Here is an 18,105-nt window from a genome sequence, read left to right as displayed (position 1 = left end):
GGATCACGCCCGGCGCAATTGGGCCTGGATGACCTCGTGCAGTTTGGCGAGAAATTGCGAACGATCTTTTTTTCCGGCCGGCGGCGGCCCGCCCGAGGTCAGACCCATCCAGCGCAGGTGTTCCATCAGGTCGCGAGTGGCGAGCGCGGCGCCGATGGAGTCGGGCGTGAATTCGCGGCCGCGCGCGTCGAGCACCCGTGCGCCTTTTTTAATGCAGCGATCGGCGAGCGGGATGTCGGTCGTCACCACGATATCGCCGGCGGCGACCCGTTCGGCGATCCAGTCGTCGGCGACGTCCGCGCCGCGGCCGACGACCACGCGCCGAATCCGCTCTTCGGCGGGCACGTTCAGATAGGAGTTGCAGACCACGTAAACGGTCAGACGATACTTGCCCGTAGCGCGGTAGATTTCATTCTTGACGGGGCAACCGTCGGCGTCGACGTAGATCGCCGGCGAGGTCGAAGCCGCGCCGGTGGGTTCATTCGCCATGGCCGTCGACCTCCGTCCACCAATCGGCGAACGCGGGCAGTTCGTTCAAGGCGATGATTTGGCCGAGGCGCGGCGTCAGCAGTTCGCCGCCGTTTTGCCGGGCGCCAGCGACCAGTTGGGTGATCGGTTCGTCCCAGGGATGCAGGGCCAGGCAGAACGTGCCCCAATGAATCGGCAGCAGGTAGCGGCTGCGCAACTCCCGCTGGGCAAGCAGCGCTTTTTCCGGTCCCAGGTGGATTTGCCCCCAGTTGGGATGATGGGCGCCGATTTCCAACATCGCCAGATCGAACGGCCCGAAGCGGTCGCCGATGTCGGCGAAACCCGGGTGATAGCCGCCGTCGCCGCCGAAATAGACGCGATGCGACCGGCCGGCGACGATCCAGGACGCCCATTGGGTCCGGTTGCGGTCGAACAGGCTCCGGCCCGAAAAATGGCGCGCCGGCGCGGCGATGAGACGCAATGCGCCGTCCGCCGTCGCGGTTTCTTCCCACCAATCCGATTCCCGGACGCGTTCCGGGTCGATGCCCCATTTTTCGAGATGCGCGCCGACGCCGAGCGGCAGGTGGAAAGGAACCCGCGGCTGCATCTCGGCCAGATTGCGGATCGTGTCCTTGTCGAGGTGGTCGTAATGGTCGTGCGAGATCACGACGGCCGTCAATTCGGGCAATTGTTCCAACGGCAACGGCGGCGGTTGAAACCGCGCTGGGCCGACCCACTGGGCCGGCGAGCTGCGGTTGGCCCAGATCGGGTCGAACAGCAGGCGCTGGCCTTCCATCTCCAGTAAGACGGTCGAATGCCCGAACCAGACCAGTCGCGGATCGTCCGCCGCCGGCGCCGCGAATGACTCGCCGGTCAGCGAGACGGCCGGCAGGGGGGCGGGGGGAACCCGCAGCTTGCCGTTGGCCAGCCAGTCTCGCGCCACCTCGGCGGTTTTGCCGGGCACCATCATCGTGGTCGGAACGGGGTTCTGGCAGATGCCGGCGCGAAAATTGGGCGAATGTTGGATTCGCTCGCGCCGGCGGGAATCGGCGGAATCGAGGCGGTGTCGGCGTTCTGGTTCGGCTTGCATCAAAGACGGTCCTTTAAGTCCCCTTTTCCCTATCGTTCAATAATAAGACCTGGCCGCGAAAGGCGCATGGCATTTGAAGAAAAAAGTGAAAAATCGCCTCGCCGGAACGCCGCCACCGAAAACCTCTTAATTGCATTTGAAATAATGCCATGGAAACAATCGGTTACAGTTTAGCAAGAAAAAATCGCGGAATCCTTTGACAACATTAAAAAAATTCATATAGTTCCAACCTTGATACTATTTCGGAGGGCGGATGGCGGCGCGCGGATCGACGGGAAAAAAACCTGAAATACCTGCCGCCGAGCTGGTTCGGGACAGATTCCGGCAAGTGACCCGTCTGTTGAATGCGCAGTACGTCGGCGAGGGCCTCTCGCTGATGCAAAAGCACTGGCTCACTTTTCCGCAGATCGTCACCCTGTTCATGCTGCGCAACGACGGGCCGCGGTCGATCAGCGAGGTCGCCGGCCGGATCAATCTATCCCGGGCCGCCACCAGTCACCTGGTGGACCGGCTGGTGAAGAAACGGTTCGTCGTCCGGGAAAAATCGACTCACGACCGCCGCCACAAGCTCGTCACGCTCACCGAACGCGGCATGTCGCTTGTGGAAGCGCTCGACCAATCGCGGCTGCGGCGGCTTTCCTCGCTGGTGTCGGTGTTGTCGCCGGAATTGCAGCATCAATTCGTCGATCTGTTGGATCGGCTGATCGTTCATTTGAATGGCGACCGTCCGGAGGGTCGCCCATTGGCGGAGTAAAACAATCGCGCCGGCCGCTGCAGGCCGGACGCTGACCGGTTTTTCCGATTTGATTTGCGAGGGGAAAAATGTCATCGGTGAAAGTTCGTTCCATCATCGTCTTGTTGGGCTTGGGTCTGGTTTTTCTGGCCGGCTGTTCGTCCAGTTCCTCCGGGAACGTGGTTTCCGCCGCCGACGCGCCGCTGGCGGTGACCGCCGCCACGGTGGCGAGCCAGAACATCGAACGGCGGGTGGAGATCACCGGCACCCTGGCCGCCTGGGATGAGGCGGTCGTGTCCAGCGAGGTGGACGGCCGGGCGCTGACGATCAAGGCGGACCTGGGCGACCACGTCAAGAAAGGCGCTTCCCTGGCGGTGCTGGCCGATGAGGAATACGCCCTGAAAGTGGCGCAGACCAAGGCGGACCTGGTGTCGGCCGAAGCCAATTACCGGCGCATCGCCGACCTGGCGGCGCACGAGATGGCCTCGCAGCAACAGGTGGACGATCAGAAACGGATGCTGGACGTCGCCCGCGCGGCCGCCAACCTAGCGCAGAAAAAATTGAACGACACGATGTTGCGCGCGCCGTTCGACGGCATCGTCGCGAAACGGATGATCAACGCCGGGGAGTACGTCCGCGTCGGCAACCAGGCTTTTCAAGTCGTGCGGATCACTCCGTTGAAGTTCAAGGGCGACGTGCCGGAACGCTATGCCGGCGATTTGCACGTCGGCGACGATGTGCAAGCCTATCTCGAATCCTCGTCCGACGCGCCGCTGACGGGTAAAATCGTGCGCATCGCCCCGGCCGTAGCCGCCGACACGCGCTCGTTTTCCGTCGAGGCGGAAATCGACAACCCGGACGAAGCCGTCAAACCCGGCACCTTCGCCCGCGTCTCCATCCTGACGCAAAAGATCGACCAGGCGCTGACGATTCCCGAAAGCGCGGTGTTTTCGTTCGCCGGCAACCCCCATGTTTTCGTCGTGGAGCAGAACAAGGCGCGCGACCGGGCGATCGAAACCGCGGGCAAATACAAAGACCGCGTGCTGGTGGCGAAAGGCCTCGTCGCCGGCGACCGGGTGGTTTCGTCGGGCGTTGAATTGCTCACCGACGGCCGCGCCATCGCGATTCGCGAGGATAACGCCCAATGAACGCATTGACCATTTTCATTCGGCGGCCCGTGCTCGCCTCGATGATCACTATCCTCTTGCTGGTGCTGGGCGTATTTTCTTATCGGATGCTCGGCGTCGACCTGATGCCCAAGGTCGACATTCCCGTCGTCATCATCCGGACCATGCTGCGCGGCGCCTCGCCCGAGGAAGTCGAATCGCAGGTGACCAAGCCGATCGAGGAAGCCGTCAACACGGTGACGGGCATCGACGAGCTGTCGTCGTACAGCGTCGAGGGCCTCTCGACCGTCGTGGTGAAATTCGTGCTGGAACGACCGTTGGCGGACGCCGTGCAGGACGTGCGCGACAAGGTGGCAGCCGCGCAATATCTCCTGCCGCCCGAAGTCGAACCGCCGGTCGTTTCCAAGTTCGACATCGATTCCCAGCCGGTCATGAGCCTGGCGATTTCCGGCCCGCGCGACATGAAAGAGCTGTCGGAAATCACCCGCCTGCGCGTCAAGGAAGCCATTGAAAACGTCGACGGCGTCGGCTCGGTCACGCCGGTCGGCAGTTGGAACCGGGCGATCAACGTCTTCCTCGACCTCGACCGGCTCCAGGCTTACGGAATCCCGATCGCCCAGGTCAAAGGGGCGCTCGCGGCGCAAAACGTGGAGATTCCTTCCGGCCGGATCGACCGCGATTCCAGCGAGCAGGTGTTGCGGACGCTGGCGCGCGTCGAACGGGTCGAGGACTTTCTGAAAATCGTCGTCGCGACGCGCAACGGCCGGCAGATCACCATCGGCGACATCGGCCGGGCCGAGGATTCGATCGAGGAGCCGCGCACCCTGGCGCGCATCTGGCACAAGGGCGATCAAAACAAGGGCCAGCCGGCGGTCACGCTCAACGTCGTGCGGCAGTCGGGGACCAACACGGTCGAGGTGATCAAGAAGGTCAAGCAACGGTTGGAGCAGGTCAAGGCGACGCTGCCGCCCGACATCCAGATCAACATCGTTTCGGATCAATCGGTTTTCATTCTGCGGTCGATCCACGAATTGAATCTGCACCTGGTGCTCGGCGCCATTCTGGCGTCGTTGGCGGTGCTTTTTTTCATGCGGAACCTGCGCTCGACGATCATCGCCGCGGTAGCCATTCCGGCGTCGCTGGTTTCGACTTTCACCTTCATGCGCGCCTTGGGTTTTACGCTCAACAACATGTCGCTCCTCGGCCTGACGCTTGCGGTCGGCATCGTGATCGACGACTCGATCGTCGTGCTGGAGAATATTTTCCGCCACCTGGACGAATTGGGTAAAAATCCGATCCGCGCGGCCATGGACGGCCTCCTGGAAATCGGCCTGGCGGTCATGGCGACGACCACCTCCCTGATCGTCATCTTTCTGCCCGTGGCCTTCATGCAGGGCATGGCCGGTCGCTTCTTCTACGAATTCGGCCTGACCGTCGCCTTCGCGATCGGCGTTTCCCTGATCATCTCCTTCACCCTGACGCCGATGCTGTCGTCGCGCTTCCTGAAAATCAAACCGGAAAAGGCCCACCAGGATACGCTGGGCTGGGCCGGCCGCGCTTACAACGCCATGCTGGTCTGGGTGTTGAATCACCGCTGGATCACCATCGCCATCGCCGTGCTGATCGTGCTTTCGACCGGTCTGCTGGCGAAAATCCTCGGCAAGGATTTCATGCCCCAGGACGACCGGAGCGAATTCCAGGTCAATTTGATCGTCCCCGCCGGTTCGAGCCTGTCCACGGTCGACCAGATCTTTGGCCGGATCGAGGAACGGATCCAGCGGGTGGACGGCGTGCTGTTGACCATGACGCAGATCGGCAGCACCACGGGCGCCGAGGACGTGACCAAGGGCTCGATCTATGTTTCCATCGTCGACATCGCCGACCGCAAATACACGCAATTCGACAAGATGAAGGAAGTGCGGGCCATTCTGGCGCAATACCCGGAAATCCGTTCGAGCGTCAGCTACATCGGCGGCTTCGGCGGCGGCCGGAACTTTACGTTTTCCTACAACCTCATGGGGCCGGATCTCGCCGCGTTGATGAAATATTCCGACCAGATCGCCGCCCGGCTGCGGGGCATCAAGGGTTTCGTCGACGTCGACACGTCGTTGGCCTCGCGCCAGCCGGAAGTGCGGCTGGAATTGAATCGGCAGAAGGCGGCCGATCTGGGCCTGACAGCCGCGGACATCGCCAACACGATGCGGACCATGGTCGGCGGCGACAAGGTGACCAAGTTCCGCGAGGGCGTCGAGCAGTACGACGTCTGGCTGCGCCTCGACAAAAAGGATCGCAACGACGCGGAAATCATCGCGCGGCTGCCGCTGGCTTCGAGCAAGGCGGGCATCGTGCCGCTCAGTCAGGTGGCCAATCTATCGGAAGGCCTCGGACCCACCGAGATCGACCGCTACAACCGCCAGCGCGTCGTGCAGATCTACTCCAACCTGGATCATCTCGACCTGGGTTCGGCCTCGAACGAATTGCAGAAAGTGATCGCCGAGCTGAAATTGCCCGTCGCCTATACCGGCGCCTTCACGGGGCAGTCGAAGATGATGGGCGAAACGATCACCAACATGATGCTCGCCTTCGTGCTGGCGTTCATCTTCATGTACATCGTGCTCGCCGCCCAATTCGAAAGCTTCCTGCACCCGGTGACGATCCTGCTCGCCCTGCCGCTGACGGTGCCGTTCGCCCTGCTGTCGCTGTTCTTCCTGCGCGAGTCGATCAACATGTACAGCCTCCTGGGTGTGTTCATGCTCTTCGGCATCGTCAAGAAGAACGGCATTTTGCAGATCGACTACACCAACACGCTGCTGGCCCGCGGCAAGGCGCTGCGCGAGGCGATCATGGAAGCGAACCACGCCCGCTTGCGGCCGATCCTGATGACGACGATCACCCTGATCGCCGGCATGACGCCGATCGCGCTCGGGCAGGGGCCCGGCGCGGCGGCGCGCGCCTCGATGGCGAAGGTCATCATCGGCGGGCAGGCCATGTCGCTGGTCATCACCCTGGCCATCGTTCCGGTCGCCTTTTCGCTGTTCGAGGGCGTCAAGGCGCGCGCCGGCATCAAGACCAAGGAAAAAGCCGCGCACGAGACCGCGCCGAACGGGTGATCGCCGCCGCGCGTTTTCGCTTTATTGAATAACATTCGAATCCGAGCGGCCGGCGGATTCCTTGCGCATTTCTCCGTCAATCAATACATTGTTAGCGATCGATTCTTTCGACGCCGGATGTTCGCGCAACCGGTAGTAAGACAACCAGACGAGGCAACCGATGAAAAGTAGCCCGTGGCCGAAGTATTCCCGATCCATCCCCGAATTGTTTTTCGAGCGTTCCGGCAAGTGGGCCGACCACGTCGTTTTTCGCCATAAAAAAGAAGGCCGCTGGCTGGATCTGACCTGGCGCGAGGTCGAGGAAAAGGTGCTGGCCGTCGCCTCGGGGATGTTGGCCATGGGCATCGCGGCGCGCACCCGGGTCGCCATTTTGTCGCAAAACCGGCCGGAATGGGCGATCGTCGATCTGGGCACGCTGGCCGTCGACATCATCAACGTGCCGATTTACCCGACCAATACCGCCGAGCAGGTGGCGTTTATTTTGCAGGATTCCGGCGCCGAATGCGTGGTCGTCGAAAACCAAAAACAACTCGAAAAGGTGCTGTCGGTGCGCGATCGGTTGCCGGCCTTGCGCAAGCTGATCGTGATCGAGCCTCACGCGGCGGACGGTGATCTGGTGACCGACCTGGACGCGGTCTGGCAACTCGGCCGCGAAAAAATGGACCGCGCCGCGATCGACCGGCGGCTGAAAGCCATCGATCCGGAAGAGGTTGCCACGCTGATCTACACCTCCGGGACCACCGGCAATCCCAAGGGCGTCATGTTGTGCCACCGCAACCTGACGTCCAATGTTTACGCCGTGCAGGAATTCCTGACCATGAATCCCGGCGACACGGATTTGCAGTTTTTGCCGATGTGCCACGCCTTCGGCCGCATGGAGGTCTACGTCTTCATGATGCATCGCGGCACCATCAACTTCGCCGAATCGGTGGAAAAAATCCCCGACAATCTGCGCGAAATCCGGCCGTTGATTTTCGTGACGGTGCCGCGATTGTTGGAGAAGATCCACGAAAAAATCATCAAAGGGCTGGAAACGGCGCCGAAAGCCAAGGCGAAGCTGTTCCATTGGGCGATGGCGGTCGGCAAACAAATCACGAAGAACAAGGTAGAGAAGAAAGCGAGTCCGCTTTCGCTGCGCCTGCAATTCAAAATCGCCGAAGCGCTGGTTTTTTCCAAGGTAAAGGAAGCGCTCGGCGGCCGCATCCGCGTGCTGGGCTATGCCGCGGCGCCCCTGGCCTTGGAAATCCAATACTTCTTCGCGGCGATGGGCATTTTCTGCCTCGAGGCTTACGGCCTGACGGAAACCTCGCCCGGCCTGACCGGCAACAGCATGAACGATTTCCGGCTGGGTTCGGTCGGCAAACCGGTCGCCGACACGGAAGTACGCATCGCCGCGGACGGCGAAATTCTGGTGCACGGCCCGCAGGTCATGCTCGGCTATTGGAACAATCCGGCCGCCACGGCGGAAGCGCTGGAAAACGGTTGGTTCCATACGGGCGACATCGGCAAGATCGACGAGGACGGCTACCTCTACATCACCGACCGCAAGAAAGACCTGATCATCACCGCCGGCGGCAAGAACATCGCGCCGCAGAACATCGAAAACCTGCTGAAGCTCGACCTGGCCATCGAGCAGGTCGCGGTCATCGGCGACCGGCGCAACTACCTGGTGGCGTTGATCGTTCCCAACCGCGAATGGCTGACCGAGTTCGGCCGGGCGAAGAACTTGCCGGGGGCGCCGATCGCCTACTTGCACCACCCGGAAGTCCGCGCGGAGTTCCAACGCCGGATCGACGCGGCGAACGCCAAACTGGCGAAGTACGAAACCATCAAGAAATTCGAGTTGCTGTTCGAACCCTTTACCGTCGAAAACAACCTGCTGACGCCGACCATGAAGGTGAAGCGTAAAAACGTGATGAGCGCTTACGATCAATTGATCGACAGCCTGTATTCGTCCGGCGACCGCTAGGCCGCCGACACGGCGAAAACACGCCGACGCTTGACGATTGTTAGAAATCCATTAAAGCTTCTTTCATTCCGATCCGGTGTAACGCCTCTCTAACCCAAGAGTCTCTGGAGGACCCGATGGCTGCCATCCGATCCTTGCTGTCTCTTTTGCTGGCTTTGTCATTCGTCAGCGCCTTTCTTTTCGCCTGCGCCGGCGACGATGACGATGATGACAACGGCGGGACGGACGACGATTCCGGACAACCCGACGACGATGACGACGATAACGACGACGACAACGACAATGACGACGACAACGACGACGATTTCAACCTGTCCGATCCGCTGGGCGAGGGCGAGGTCCGGGCGGGCCAAATCACCGCCGCGAACGAATTGATCGGCGGCCCGCGCGCCAAGGGCGAAATCGGCGATTATAAAATTTACAATTCGCAGGTGGAATTCATTGTCCGTTCGCCGGAGAAGCCGGCCGTCGGATTCACCACGTATTCCGGCAACATCATCGACGCCGACCTGGCGCGGGCGCCGGGAGTATCCGGCGAGGACAATCTGCAAAGCCTCGAGCACGTGGTCTGCATCGTGCGCGGCTTCTGGCCTCACACCATCGAAGTGGTGAAGGACGGCAATGACGGCATCGGCGTCATCCGGGTTACCGGTCAGGACGGCGGCATCCCGTTTACCGATTCGTTGATCAGCGCGAACACTCCGATCTACAAGCAGGATTATCAGGTCCACATCGTCAACGATTACATTTTGGAGGCGGACAAGCAGTACATCACGGTTCGCACCACGGTGTTCAACGACGCCGACTACGACCGGATGATCGCGATCGCCGACATGCCGTTCTGGGGTTTCGATACCGACACCTTCCTGCCGCGGACCGGCTTTGACGTCGGCGATCTGGACCTGGAGGCGATGGTGCGCTGGGTCGGCGGTTTGAACCGATACGATGGGCCGATTTCGTACGCCCTGGCGACGACGGGAGAAAACACCCGGCTCTATATCCCTTACATTTACGGCAACGTGATTCCGGCGGTGGAAACCTTGCTGCCGATCCAGGCCCACGGCCAGAATTCCCATCAGCGCCTGTTGATCGTCGGCGACGGCGATGCGCGGCTCATTTCGGCGGCGATCCACGAGTACGACGGCAATACCGATTTCGGCACGATGAGCGGTCACCTGACCTTGGCGGACGGGAACGATTATACGCGAACCCGGCTCTTCGTGCTGGACGACCGCGACGCGGGCGAAAACTACGTTGCCATGCTGGTGCCCGATGCCGACGGAAATTACTCCATCGAACTGGACCCCGGCCAGTACACACTGGCGGCGCAGGGCGACGGGCGAGTCGACGCCGCGCCGGTGCCGTTCACGATCGACCCGGGCGAACCGGTATCCGTCGACACCGAGCTGGCGGCTCCCGGCTATCTGCAGATCCTGATTCAGGATGAAAACGGCGATTCCGTCCCGTGTAAAATCACCGTGCAAAGCAGCTTCGACGCCGACCCGAACGGTGCGGTCTTCCAGCGGTTCTTCTCGGTGTCCGGCAGCGAATCCTTCCGCTTGCCGCCCGGTGAATACACCATCACGGCCTCGCGCGGCTACGAGTATGAACTTCACGCCGAGAACGTAACGATCGAGGCCGGAGAGGAAAACGCCTACCTTTTCGCCGGTGAAATCGCGCATGCGGTGGACAGCGACGGCTGGATCGTCACCGATTTTCACATTCATTCGGCCTACTCGACCGATTCGTTCACCGACCCGGTCGAACGGATGCGGCAGATCGCGGCGGAGGGGGTGGAAATGCCGGTGATCACCGAACACGACGTGATCGTTCCCCAGGACGATTTTGTCGTCGAAGCCGGGGTCGCGTCGTGGGTCAAGCCGATCACCGGCATGGAAGTCAGCCCGGGCATCGGCCATTTCAACGCCTGGCCGGTCGTCGTCAATCCGGAGCGGTCCGAGTTCTACGGCCTGCCGTACATGTTGTACGACGACGAACGCGAGATCATTCGCCATTACGAATTTCCGGAAATGTGGGAATTCGCGCGCGACGATTACGGCGCGCAGTTCATCCAGCTCAATCACCCGCGCGACTGGTACGCTTACGCGGGCTACGACCCGGCGGTCGGTGTCGACGGCGCGGACCCGCAGCGCTTCGGCACTGACTTCGAGGCGATCGAAGTCTGGAACGGGCCGACCAACGGCACGATCGAGTTCTGGTTCAGTTTCTTGGACCAGGGTTTGAACTACACGATGCACGGCAATTCCGACAGCCACAATTACGACGGCGTCATCGGCAATCCCCGCAATCTGATCGCCATGCCGGCGGGCGGCGACGAGCCGGCCACGGCGGAGATCGACGATTTCCTGGCCGCCGATCGGGCGCACCGCGCGCAGATATCCAGCGGTCCGCTCATCGATTTCTCGATCGGCGATCAGTCGATCGGCGGTCTGGTCACGGGTGAGGCGGCTTCCACCGTGACGTTGAGTGTCCGCGTGCAGGCGCCGTTATGGATTCCGGTCGATTATCTCGAAGTGTATTCCAACCACGGCGAACTGGTGTATGAGGAAGCGTTGACCCCGACCGGCGAGGTGGTCCGTTATGACGGCGACATCGATCTGGAAGCCGACGGCGACGTTTATTACGTCGTCAAAGCCGGCCACACCAGCGCGCGGCTCGGGCCTTTCAATCCGGGCGCGCCCGTGTTCGCGATTACCAACCCGATCTGGGTGGATGTCGACGGCAACGGCGAGTTCGATCCGCCGGGTTTGCCTTGAGCCGTTGTTTTGGCGGTTAAAAAAAGCTCGCCCGTCTGGATTGCGTCCATTCCCTGAAGTACAGTTAGCGCCAACATCCCGAACGGGGAGGAATCGCTGTGGAAAACCAGTCCGCACAGCCGCGTTCCCTTCTACTGCGGCCGGATACGCTGCTCTTTCTGGCCACCGCCGTTTTGTACGGGTTCACCCTGGCGCCGACCACTTTCTGGAGCGACCCGGCGCAATTGCAGACCCGCTCCTTGATGGAATGGGAAATGTCGCCGGACGCCCGACACTATCCCCTGTTCACCGTGCTCGCCCGAATTCTCGTGCATCCGTTTGCGCCGCTGTCGGACCTGGCGCTTTGGATGAACGCACTCAACGCCTTTTTCGGCTGCGTCACGGTCGTGTTGATCTATCGCGTGGCGCTGACGCTGAAGGCCTCGCGAGGCGCGGCCGCCGTGGGCGCGTTATCCTACATGGTGGCGCATACCGTCTGGCAACAAACCGTGTTCACCGAAGTATATTCCTTGAGCACGGCGTTGATTCTGGCGATGTTGCTGTGCGTGCTGCTGTGGAAGCCCGAGAAACCGGGCTATTTTTACGGTGCGCTGTTCCTCTTCGGCTTCGGCTTCTTCCAACATCGGTTTCATGTCCTGACGATTCCGCCGTTTCTGTTCTACCTGTTGCTGCGGCGGGCGGAAATCACTAAACGCAATATCCAGTGGGGTTTGTTCTGGTTCGTCATCGGCCTGCTGCCGATTCTGATTTTGTCGGTTTCCTATCTGGCGGACGGCCACCCGCTGGGCGAACTGATCCACGTCTACCTCTTTTCCGGCGGCAAGGATTGGGAAGCGCCGATCACCGGCGTGGATTGGAGCCGCTTCGGCGAGGATGCTTTCTACCTGTTGGCCTTCTTCGGTTACAACTTCATCGGCCTGGCGATCCTGCTGGGCGTCGTCGGCGCGGTCCGCTCGTTCCGCCAGGCGCGCCGGGAAGCCTGGCTGATCGCGGGATTCATGGCGATGGGCTTCGCCTTCAGCTTCGACTACAACATCGGCGAGAAGTGGATCTTCTTCATCCCGATGTATCTGGCTTTCGCCGTCTGGGTCGGCATCGGCGCCGATTGGCTGCTGGAGCGCCTGGCCGCGCGGCGCGCCGCCGTGCTGGCGGCGCTGATCGCCCTGGTGATCGCGGTCCCCTGCTTCACTTATTGGGTGACGCCGAAGGTGCTCAACGGGCTGAAGATGAATCCGTTCCGGGTCGCCGATGCGGCGGAGTACAACGAGATTTTCTTCAATCCGAGCCTGCACGGTTATCAGCACTCGATCACCTACGCCGAGCGGGTTTTTTCCCTGGTGCCGCCGGGATCGATCGTGATGGGCGATTACGCGTCCTATCAGGTGCTGTTGTATTTCCAGATGACCCGGGGCATGGGGAAAGGCATCCGTCTCGAATTCCTGGGCTTCACGGAAGAACCCTACCTGGACGATCAATTGAAGGGACTCGGCCACGCGACGCCGATCTACATCGCGCTCTGGCCTTATCACAAGTTGTACGCGGGCGAAAACGTGCTGCGTCTTGCCAGCCGGGTCGATCAGGTGGAGCCGGTGTTTTTGGTGGATAAGCCGTATTGATTCCGACCGGCCGCCGGGCGCGTCAGTGCGGGTCGCGTAGGATCAGCCGGAAGTCGAGCTTTTTGTGAATGGAACCGACCCGCTCGCGGATGAGACGATCGAAATTGTTGAAACCGCGCAGATCGAAGGCGCGGCCCTGCATCAAATCGAAAACCATCAGATCGAAGACCGTCGAAGGCAGCCAATCCACGTAACTTTTAAATCCGCAGACGGCCAGCGCCTTGGTCCGTTTCAAGAACAAATTGATTCGCCGCCGGTCGATATCAAGCGTTTTGCACGATCCGAAATAGACGATCCGGCCTTCGCATTTGTCTTTGAGAAAAAGGCCCAGGTTATCGAGGGTGATGCGCTTTTTTTCGCCGCGCTCCTCGGTGACGATGCAGCCTTTTTCGCCGTGGAACGCGAGGTACAGGATCGGATACCGGAGATATTTCGGCAAAACCCATTTTTGCAGGTAATATTTGAATTCGGGCAGCGTAGCGACGCGGCGCTGGATAAACGGCACGCGTTTCCAGCGATGGATCATTTCCAGGCCAGGTTCGACCGAGGACCGATCGCGCAGATCCCGATCCCAATTTCCCTCCAGGCAGAAAATACCGCTCTTTAGTGCCATTCGCTTTGTCCTTTTGCCGTTAACGCCAGCTTATTTTAACCGAATGGACGGCCGGCTCAATAGTTCGGCCGCCCTTGCGAAAAAAAGCGCGAACAGCATAGCATAAAAAATAATTATTCAAGGAGCACCCGCGAATGTTTGGCGACATCAAACGCACGCTCGCGCGGCCCTCTTGGCGGCTCTTCCTTTTCGCGCTGCTGGCGGCGCTGCCGGTACTCACGCTGGCCGGTTGCGGGTCCGACGACGACTCTGGATCCAATCCGGGACAGGCTCACAATGCTGACGATGACGACGACAACGACTCCGCCGATGACGACGTCGCCGATGACGATTCGTCGCCGGATGACGACGCCGCGGATGACGACTCGGCGGCCGACGACGATTCCTCGCCGGTCCTGCCCGGGCCGCCGGTCTCCGCCGTCTGCCCCGATTGGCCGGACGCGAAAATACCCCTGCCGCGCGCCGATAACGCGGCCGAGCGAAAAGCCGCCGCTTTACTCTCGCCGTTCGTCGCGGATTTGCGTCGCGAGATGGGCCGGCCGGAGACGGCCTACGCGGACAAGCTGCGCGCCATGAAAAAAAACGTCGCGGAACGCGGCCCGGCGCTGCGCCGGTCGTTACGGGCGCTGACGGCCAAAGCGGATGGGAATGGACTGCCGGCGGGCGTCGGCGCGGTCGTCGACTACCTGCTCGCCACGCTCGAGTGGCGGCTGCGAACTGCTTACCTTCCCGCGGCGCGCGTCGTGACCCGCCCCGCCGGGAAGGACGAGTACGTCATGACGATCGCCGAGGCGACCATGGACCGGTATTGGCGCTTCTATCATTGGACGGAAATCCTGGGCAGCTATTACGACGATTCCGACTACCGCGATGTCTTTGCCTGGGCCGACCGGGAAAGCATCATCGCCGAGGAAATCGGCGAGACCGGCATTCAGATGCTGCCGGACTACTGGCGCGTCTTGGAAACGGATTGGACCGATCCGGACAAGACCGAAAACCAACGCCTGATGTGGTCCAAGTTCACCATGTTCGACGATCCGGATTGGAGCAATCAGGAATGGGTGCCGGATTACTGGAAGCTGCAACCGGCGTGGAAGGACGAGGATTTGCCGCTCTTCACCGGCAACCTGCTGGCGTCGCTGGCGTTCGAATATCCGTTCACCCGTGAACCGCGCACCCTGAGCCAGATGCAGGCCATTTATCGCGCGTATCAGCTTTTCGATCGCTACCGGCTCGACGGCGACCACCCGCTCGATCAGGAGGCCGCCGACGGCCGCATTCAGCGCGGGCCGACGACCAAGAATTTCTACCCCGAGGACGAGGCGGTGATGTTCGACATCACGAGCTGGTGGCCGTTCGAATACGACTACCGCGGTTCGTTCGAGGATCACCTGACGGGCCGCGAACGCAAGAACGTCTCGCGCGACCAATACTACGGCACCATTCTGGGCTATTACGGCGTTTTTAAAAATCTTGGCGCGCTGGCCGATCGCACCGCCGAGGAAACCGCGCTTTATTGCGCTGTCGTGGCGCACATGAGCTTGATGCTCGATTACCTGTTCACGGGCCGCCTCAAGCCCGAGTACGGGCTCGATTACAACCTGTACGCGCTGTTCGAGGGCGCGCTGGCCAACCCGCCCAATCTGACGTTCATGAATTTCTGGGCCTACCCCGGATACGAGGAAATGACCGGCCATGATTTTTCGGCGCTGTTCGGCCTCGGCAACCAACTGATCAAGGCCTTGCTCGATCTGGGGGCGGCGTTGGGCGGGGTGGAATTGTCGCAGGCGTTGTTCGAGCCGGCGCAAAGCGGGCTGACCGGGCTCAACCAGTACATGGTGTCGCTCTACCTGTCGAACCTCACCCCCGAGCAATGGCAGTTCATCTATCCGGCCGAGGTGCTGGTCGAACATCCGGAGCGCGAAACCATGTGGCGGCGGGTGATCGCGCTGTTTTTCAACAAGTACGGCCAGTTCGGCAACGACGTCTATCAGGCCGACATCGAAGCGATGCTGGCCGAGGAGATCGAGCCGCCAACGCTCGATCAGATCGCCTGGCATTACGAAAACGGGCTGGTGTACGTCGAGCCGCAATGCAAAGTGGAAGACCTGCGTCTGCCGTTGATGGCGATGACGGCGGCCGCCGCCAATCGCGCCGAACTGGGCGCCGCGCTGGAGGCCCGCTATCAGGAACTGCTCGCCGACGGCGTGGTGGATTTCACCGCCACCGATTTGCCGTATGCGCAGTGAGCGTTCGTCAGTCCGCTCGCGTCGGAAAATCCTTTCGGGTTGACCGCCGCCGGTCGAAGCCGATAGATTTGAATGTGTATTCAACGCGAGGAGGTTGACTGATGCGCGTCTGGCGGGCCGTTTTCTTCATCTTGGGGTTGATTGCCATCGCCGGGCAGGCGGGCGCCGCCGTGCCGGTTTCTTCGGATACAATCGCGCTTGGCGTGGGCCAGACCGTGTTTCGGCACCGCTTCATCGCGGCGGTCCCCGCGGTCGCGACCGGCGATTATTTCCGGCCGGCCGTCGCCTATCCGGAAATCGCCGTCGATCCGAAATACAAACACGCGCTCAGTTTTCAAATGACCCCGATGTTTCCGCCCCGGCGCGTCGCCGTCCCGTCGTTCGGCCCGCTCATTCTGTACAGCGACGACCTGGACTGCCTGGTTTTTTCGCCGCTCGATCACTTTTTCATCAGCCTGGTTTCGTTCGAAAACGGCCGGATCCGTTACGGCATCGAGGGCGAAATCGCGGCAATCCCCGCCGGCTTCACCCACCGTTTTCTGCTGGTGGAAGGCAAGGGGATCAACGCGACGATCGAAGCCTGGGGCGAGGCGATCCGCCGCGACCGGGGCGTCGCACGCCGCGACCGTTACGCCGATCTGAGCCTGTCGCATCTCGGCTATTGGACCGATAACGGCGCCGCCTATTACTACAATACCGAACCGGGAATGACGCCCGAGGAAACGCTGCTGGCGGTCAAGCGCGAAGCCGATGATTTGAAAATTCCCTACGGCTACCTTCAGATCGATTCGTGGTTTTATTACAAGGCCGCCAGTTGGCCGCTGCCCGGCGGCATGCAACGTTGGGAACCGCGGCCGGAAGTGTTTCCGCGGGGGCTGGACGGCCTGCATCGCCTGACCGGCTTGCCGCTCATCACCCACAACCGCTGGTTCGCCAAGGAAAACGCCTACCGTGACCGATGCGCCTTCGTCGATGACCGGCGCATGGCGCTGCCGACCGACCGCTGCGTGTTCGACGAATTCGCCGCCAACGCGAAAAAGTGGGGTGTCGTGACCTACGAGCAGGATTGGCTGATCAACCAGTTCTGGGGCAACGCCTGGTTGCGCGACGGGGTGGATCACGCCGAACGCTACCTGGCCAATCTGGCCGGTGCGATGGCCGACCGGGGGCTGACGATGCAAATCTGCATGTCGGGGACGGCGCACGTCATGGCGGCGGTCGACCACCCCAACATCACCACCGTCCGCAGCTCGATCGACTATTTCCCCGGCATTTCGAAGGAATCGTACTGGCCGCAATTCCACATCAACAACATGGTCGTCTGGGCGATCGGCATCTGGCCCTACAAAGACACCTTCCAGACCGCCGAAAAACACGGCTGGGCGGAGGCGCTGATCAGCAGCCTCAGCGGCGGCCCGGTCGGCCCGAGCGATTTTCTGGGTAAAACCAACACCGATATTCTGGCGCGGACCTGCCGGACCGACGGCCTGCTGCTCAAGCCCGACAAACCGGCGACGCCCATCGACGCGATGTTTCTGCCGCATCGCCGGCCGTTTACGGTCGCGACCTATTCCGATCGCGGCGCGCAAGGCCGCTGGGTCTACCTCAGCGCATTCCTCATCGAGCGTTACCACCCCGACCGCCGGCCCGCCGACCGGATCTGGCCTTACGTCTCCTACGACTTCAGCGATCCGTCGCTTTTCTTTTATTTCCCCGACGAGGTGGACGACTGGCGGGTCGATCCGCGGCGCGATCTGGCGATCGCCGGTCCGGCGGTGCTTTACGACTGGAAAACCCGGCGGGCCGAAATCGTGTCCGGCCCGTTCCAAATGCCGCCGATCCGAAGGCTCTATGACTTCAACCATTTTCTCCTTGCGCCCATCCTGGAGAACGGAATGGCGCTCTTGGGCGAAACCGACAAATTCGTGCCGCTGGCCGACAAACGTTTCACTGAAATTAAAACCGAGCCCGACGCTTTGGAGATTACCCTGGCCGGGCAACCGGGTGAGGTCGTCACGCTGCGCGCCTTCGATGCTCGCGCGGGAAGAATCATCGGGCCGCGCAACTTCACCATCGGGACGGATGGAACCGCGATTGCCAGGTTGACCAGATAAGCTGTCGGCGATCCTTTGGAACGCCGGTGAAAGACCGATCGGGGTCCACCCGGCCGTCGCGGCAAGAAAATTCCGCCGCCGGGTTGCTTCTCTCTTGACCTGTTTATACTTAGGCAATATGTCCCCTCAACTGTGCAGCAAAAATGTCCCCTTGGTTACGTAGAGTTCGGAGCCGAGGCCTGATAGACCCACGTCCAGTTGGTTGTTCCCTTTCGATTTTCCGTTTTGCATCGGGCTTT

Annotated in this window: 10 protein-coding genes and 1 pseudogene; 8 read left to right on the top strand and 3 right to left on the bottom strand. The window is 61.2% G+C overall.

Translation table 11 applies throughout. The features are described 5' to 3' along the window. Nucleotides 1–3: 3 nt before the first annotated feature. Complete coding sequence (locus GX444_13760) at nt 4–489, bottom strand: YaiI/YqxD family protein (protein ID NLH49648.1); 486 nt, start codon at nt 487–489, stop codon at nt 4–6. Beyond that, the gene (locus tag GX444_13755) at nt 479–1,558 is read right to left on the bottom strand and encodes a hypothetical protein (protein ID NLH49647.1); all 1,080 of its coding nucleotides are present in this window, start codon (nt 1,556–1,558) and stop codon (nt 479–481) included. The genes GX444_13760 and GX444_13755 overlap by 11 nt, the downstream gene beginning before the upstream one ends. Before the next feature lie 328 nt (nt 1,559–1,886). Here GX444_13755 and GX444_13750 point away from each other — a divergent pair, with 328 nt between their 5' ends. The 6 genes from GX444_13750 to GX444_13725 all read left to right on the top strand — a co-directional run bounded on the left by GX444_13750 (nt 1,887) and on the right by GX444_13725 (nt 12,890). Continuing rightward, nucleotides 1,887–2,312, top strand: coding sequence for a MarR family transcriptional regulator (locus GX444_13750; GenBank protein NLH49646.1), 426 nt, complete (start codon nt 1,887–1,889; stop codon nt 2,310–2,312). A 77-nt stretch (nt 2,313–2,389) separates the two neighbouring features. Beyond that, the gene (locus GX444_13745) at nt 2,390–3,439 is read left to right on the top strand and encodes an efflux RND transporter periplasmic adaptor subunit (GenBank protein ID NLH49645.1); all 1,050 of its coding nucleotides are present in this window, start codon (nt 2,390–2,392) and stop codon (nt 3,437–3,439) included. Next, the gene (locus GX444_13740; GenBank protein NLH49644.1) at nt 3,436–6,528 is read left to right on the top strand and encodes an efflux RND transporter permease subunit; all 3,093 of its coding nucleotides are present in this window, start codon (nt 3,436–3,438) and stop codon (nt 6,526–6,528) included. The genes GX444_13745 and GX444_13740 overlap by 4 nt, the downstream gene beginning before the upstream one ends. Before the next feature lie 160 nt (nt 6,529–6,688). After that, on the top strand, nt 6,689–8,497 hold the full coding sequence (locus GX444_13735) for a long-chain fatty acid--CoA ligase (protein ID NLH49643.1): 1,809 nt from the start codon (nt 6,689–6,691) through the stop codon (nt 8,495–8,497). 116 nt (nt 8,498–8,613) lie between these two features. Next, on the top strand, nt 8,614–11,274 hold the full coding sequence (locus GX444_13730; protein ID NLH49642.1) for a CehA/McbA family metallohydrolase: 2,661 nt from the start codon (nt 8,614–8,616) through the stop codon (nt 11,272–11,274). Nucleotides 11,275–11,372: 98 nt separating this feature from the next. Next, entirely contained in the window at nt 11,373–12,890 is a 1,518-nt protein-coding gene (locus tag GX444_13725) for a DUF2723 domain-containing protein (GenBank protein NLH49641.1), read from the top strand. A 22-nt stretch (nt 12,891–12,912) separates the two neighbouring features. Here GX444_13725 and GX444_13720 read toward each other — a convergent pair whose 3' ends face one another. After that, a complete protein-coding gene (locus GX444_13720; protein ID NLH49640.1) occupies nt 12,913–13,503 on the bottom strand; it encodes a hypothetical protein in 591 nt (196 codons plus the stop codon). Between the two features lie 287 nt (nt 13,504–13,790). On the opposite strand from GX444_13720, the pseudogene GX444_13715 reads away from it, so the two are divergent. Continuing rightward, nucleotides 13,791–13,883, top strand: a pseudogene (locus GX444_13715) (RNA polymerase subunit sigma). Nucleotides 13,884–15,853: 1,970 nt separating this feature from the next. Beyond that, complete coding sequence (locus GX444_13710) at nt 15,854–17,866, top strand: hypothetical protein (protein ID NLH49639.1); 2,013 nt, start codon at nt 15,854–15,856, stop codon at nt 17,864–17,866. Nucleotides 17,867–18,105: the final 239 nt, after the last annotated feature.

Source organism: Myxococcales bacterium, from assembly GCA_012517325.1.
GTDB lineage: Bacteria > Lernaellota > Lernaellaia > Lernaellales > Lernaellaceae > JAAYVF01.
The sequence above is the reverse complement of the archived record's forward strand: the minus strand, read 5'-3'. Positions and strand labels throughout refer to the sequence as shown.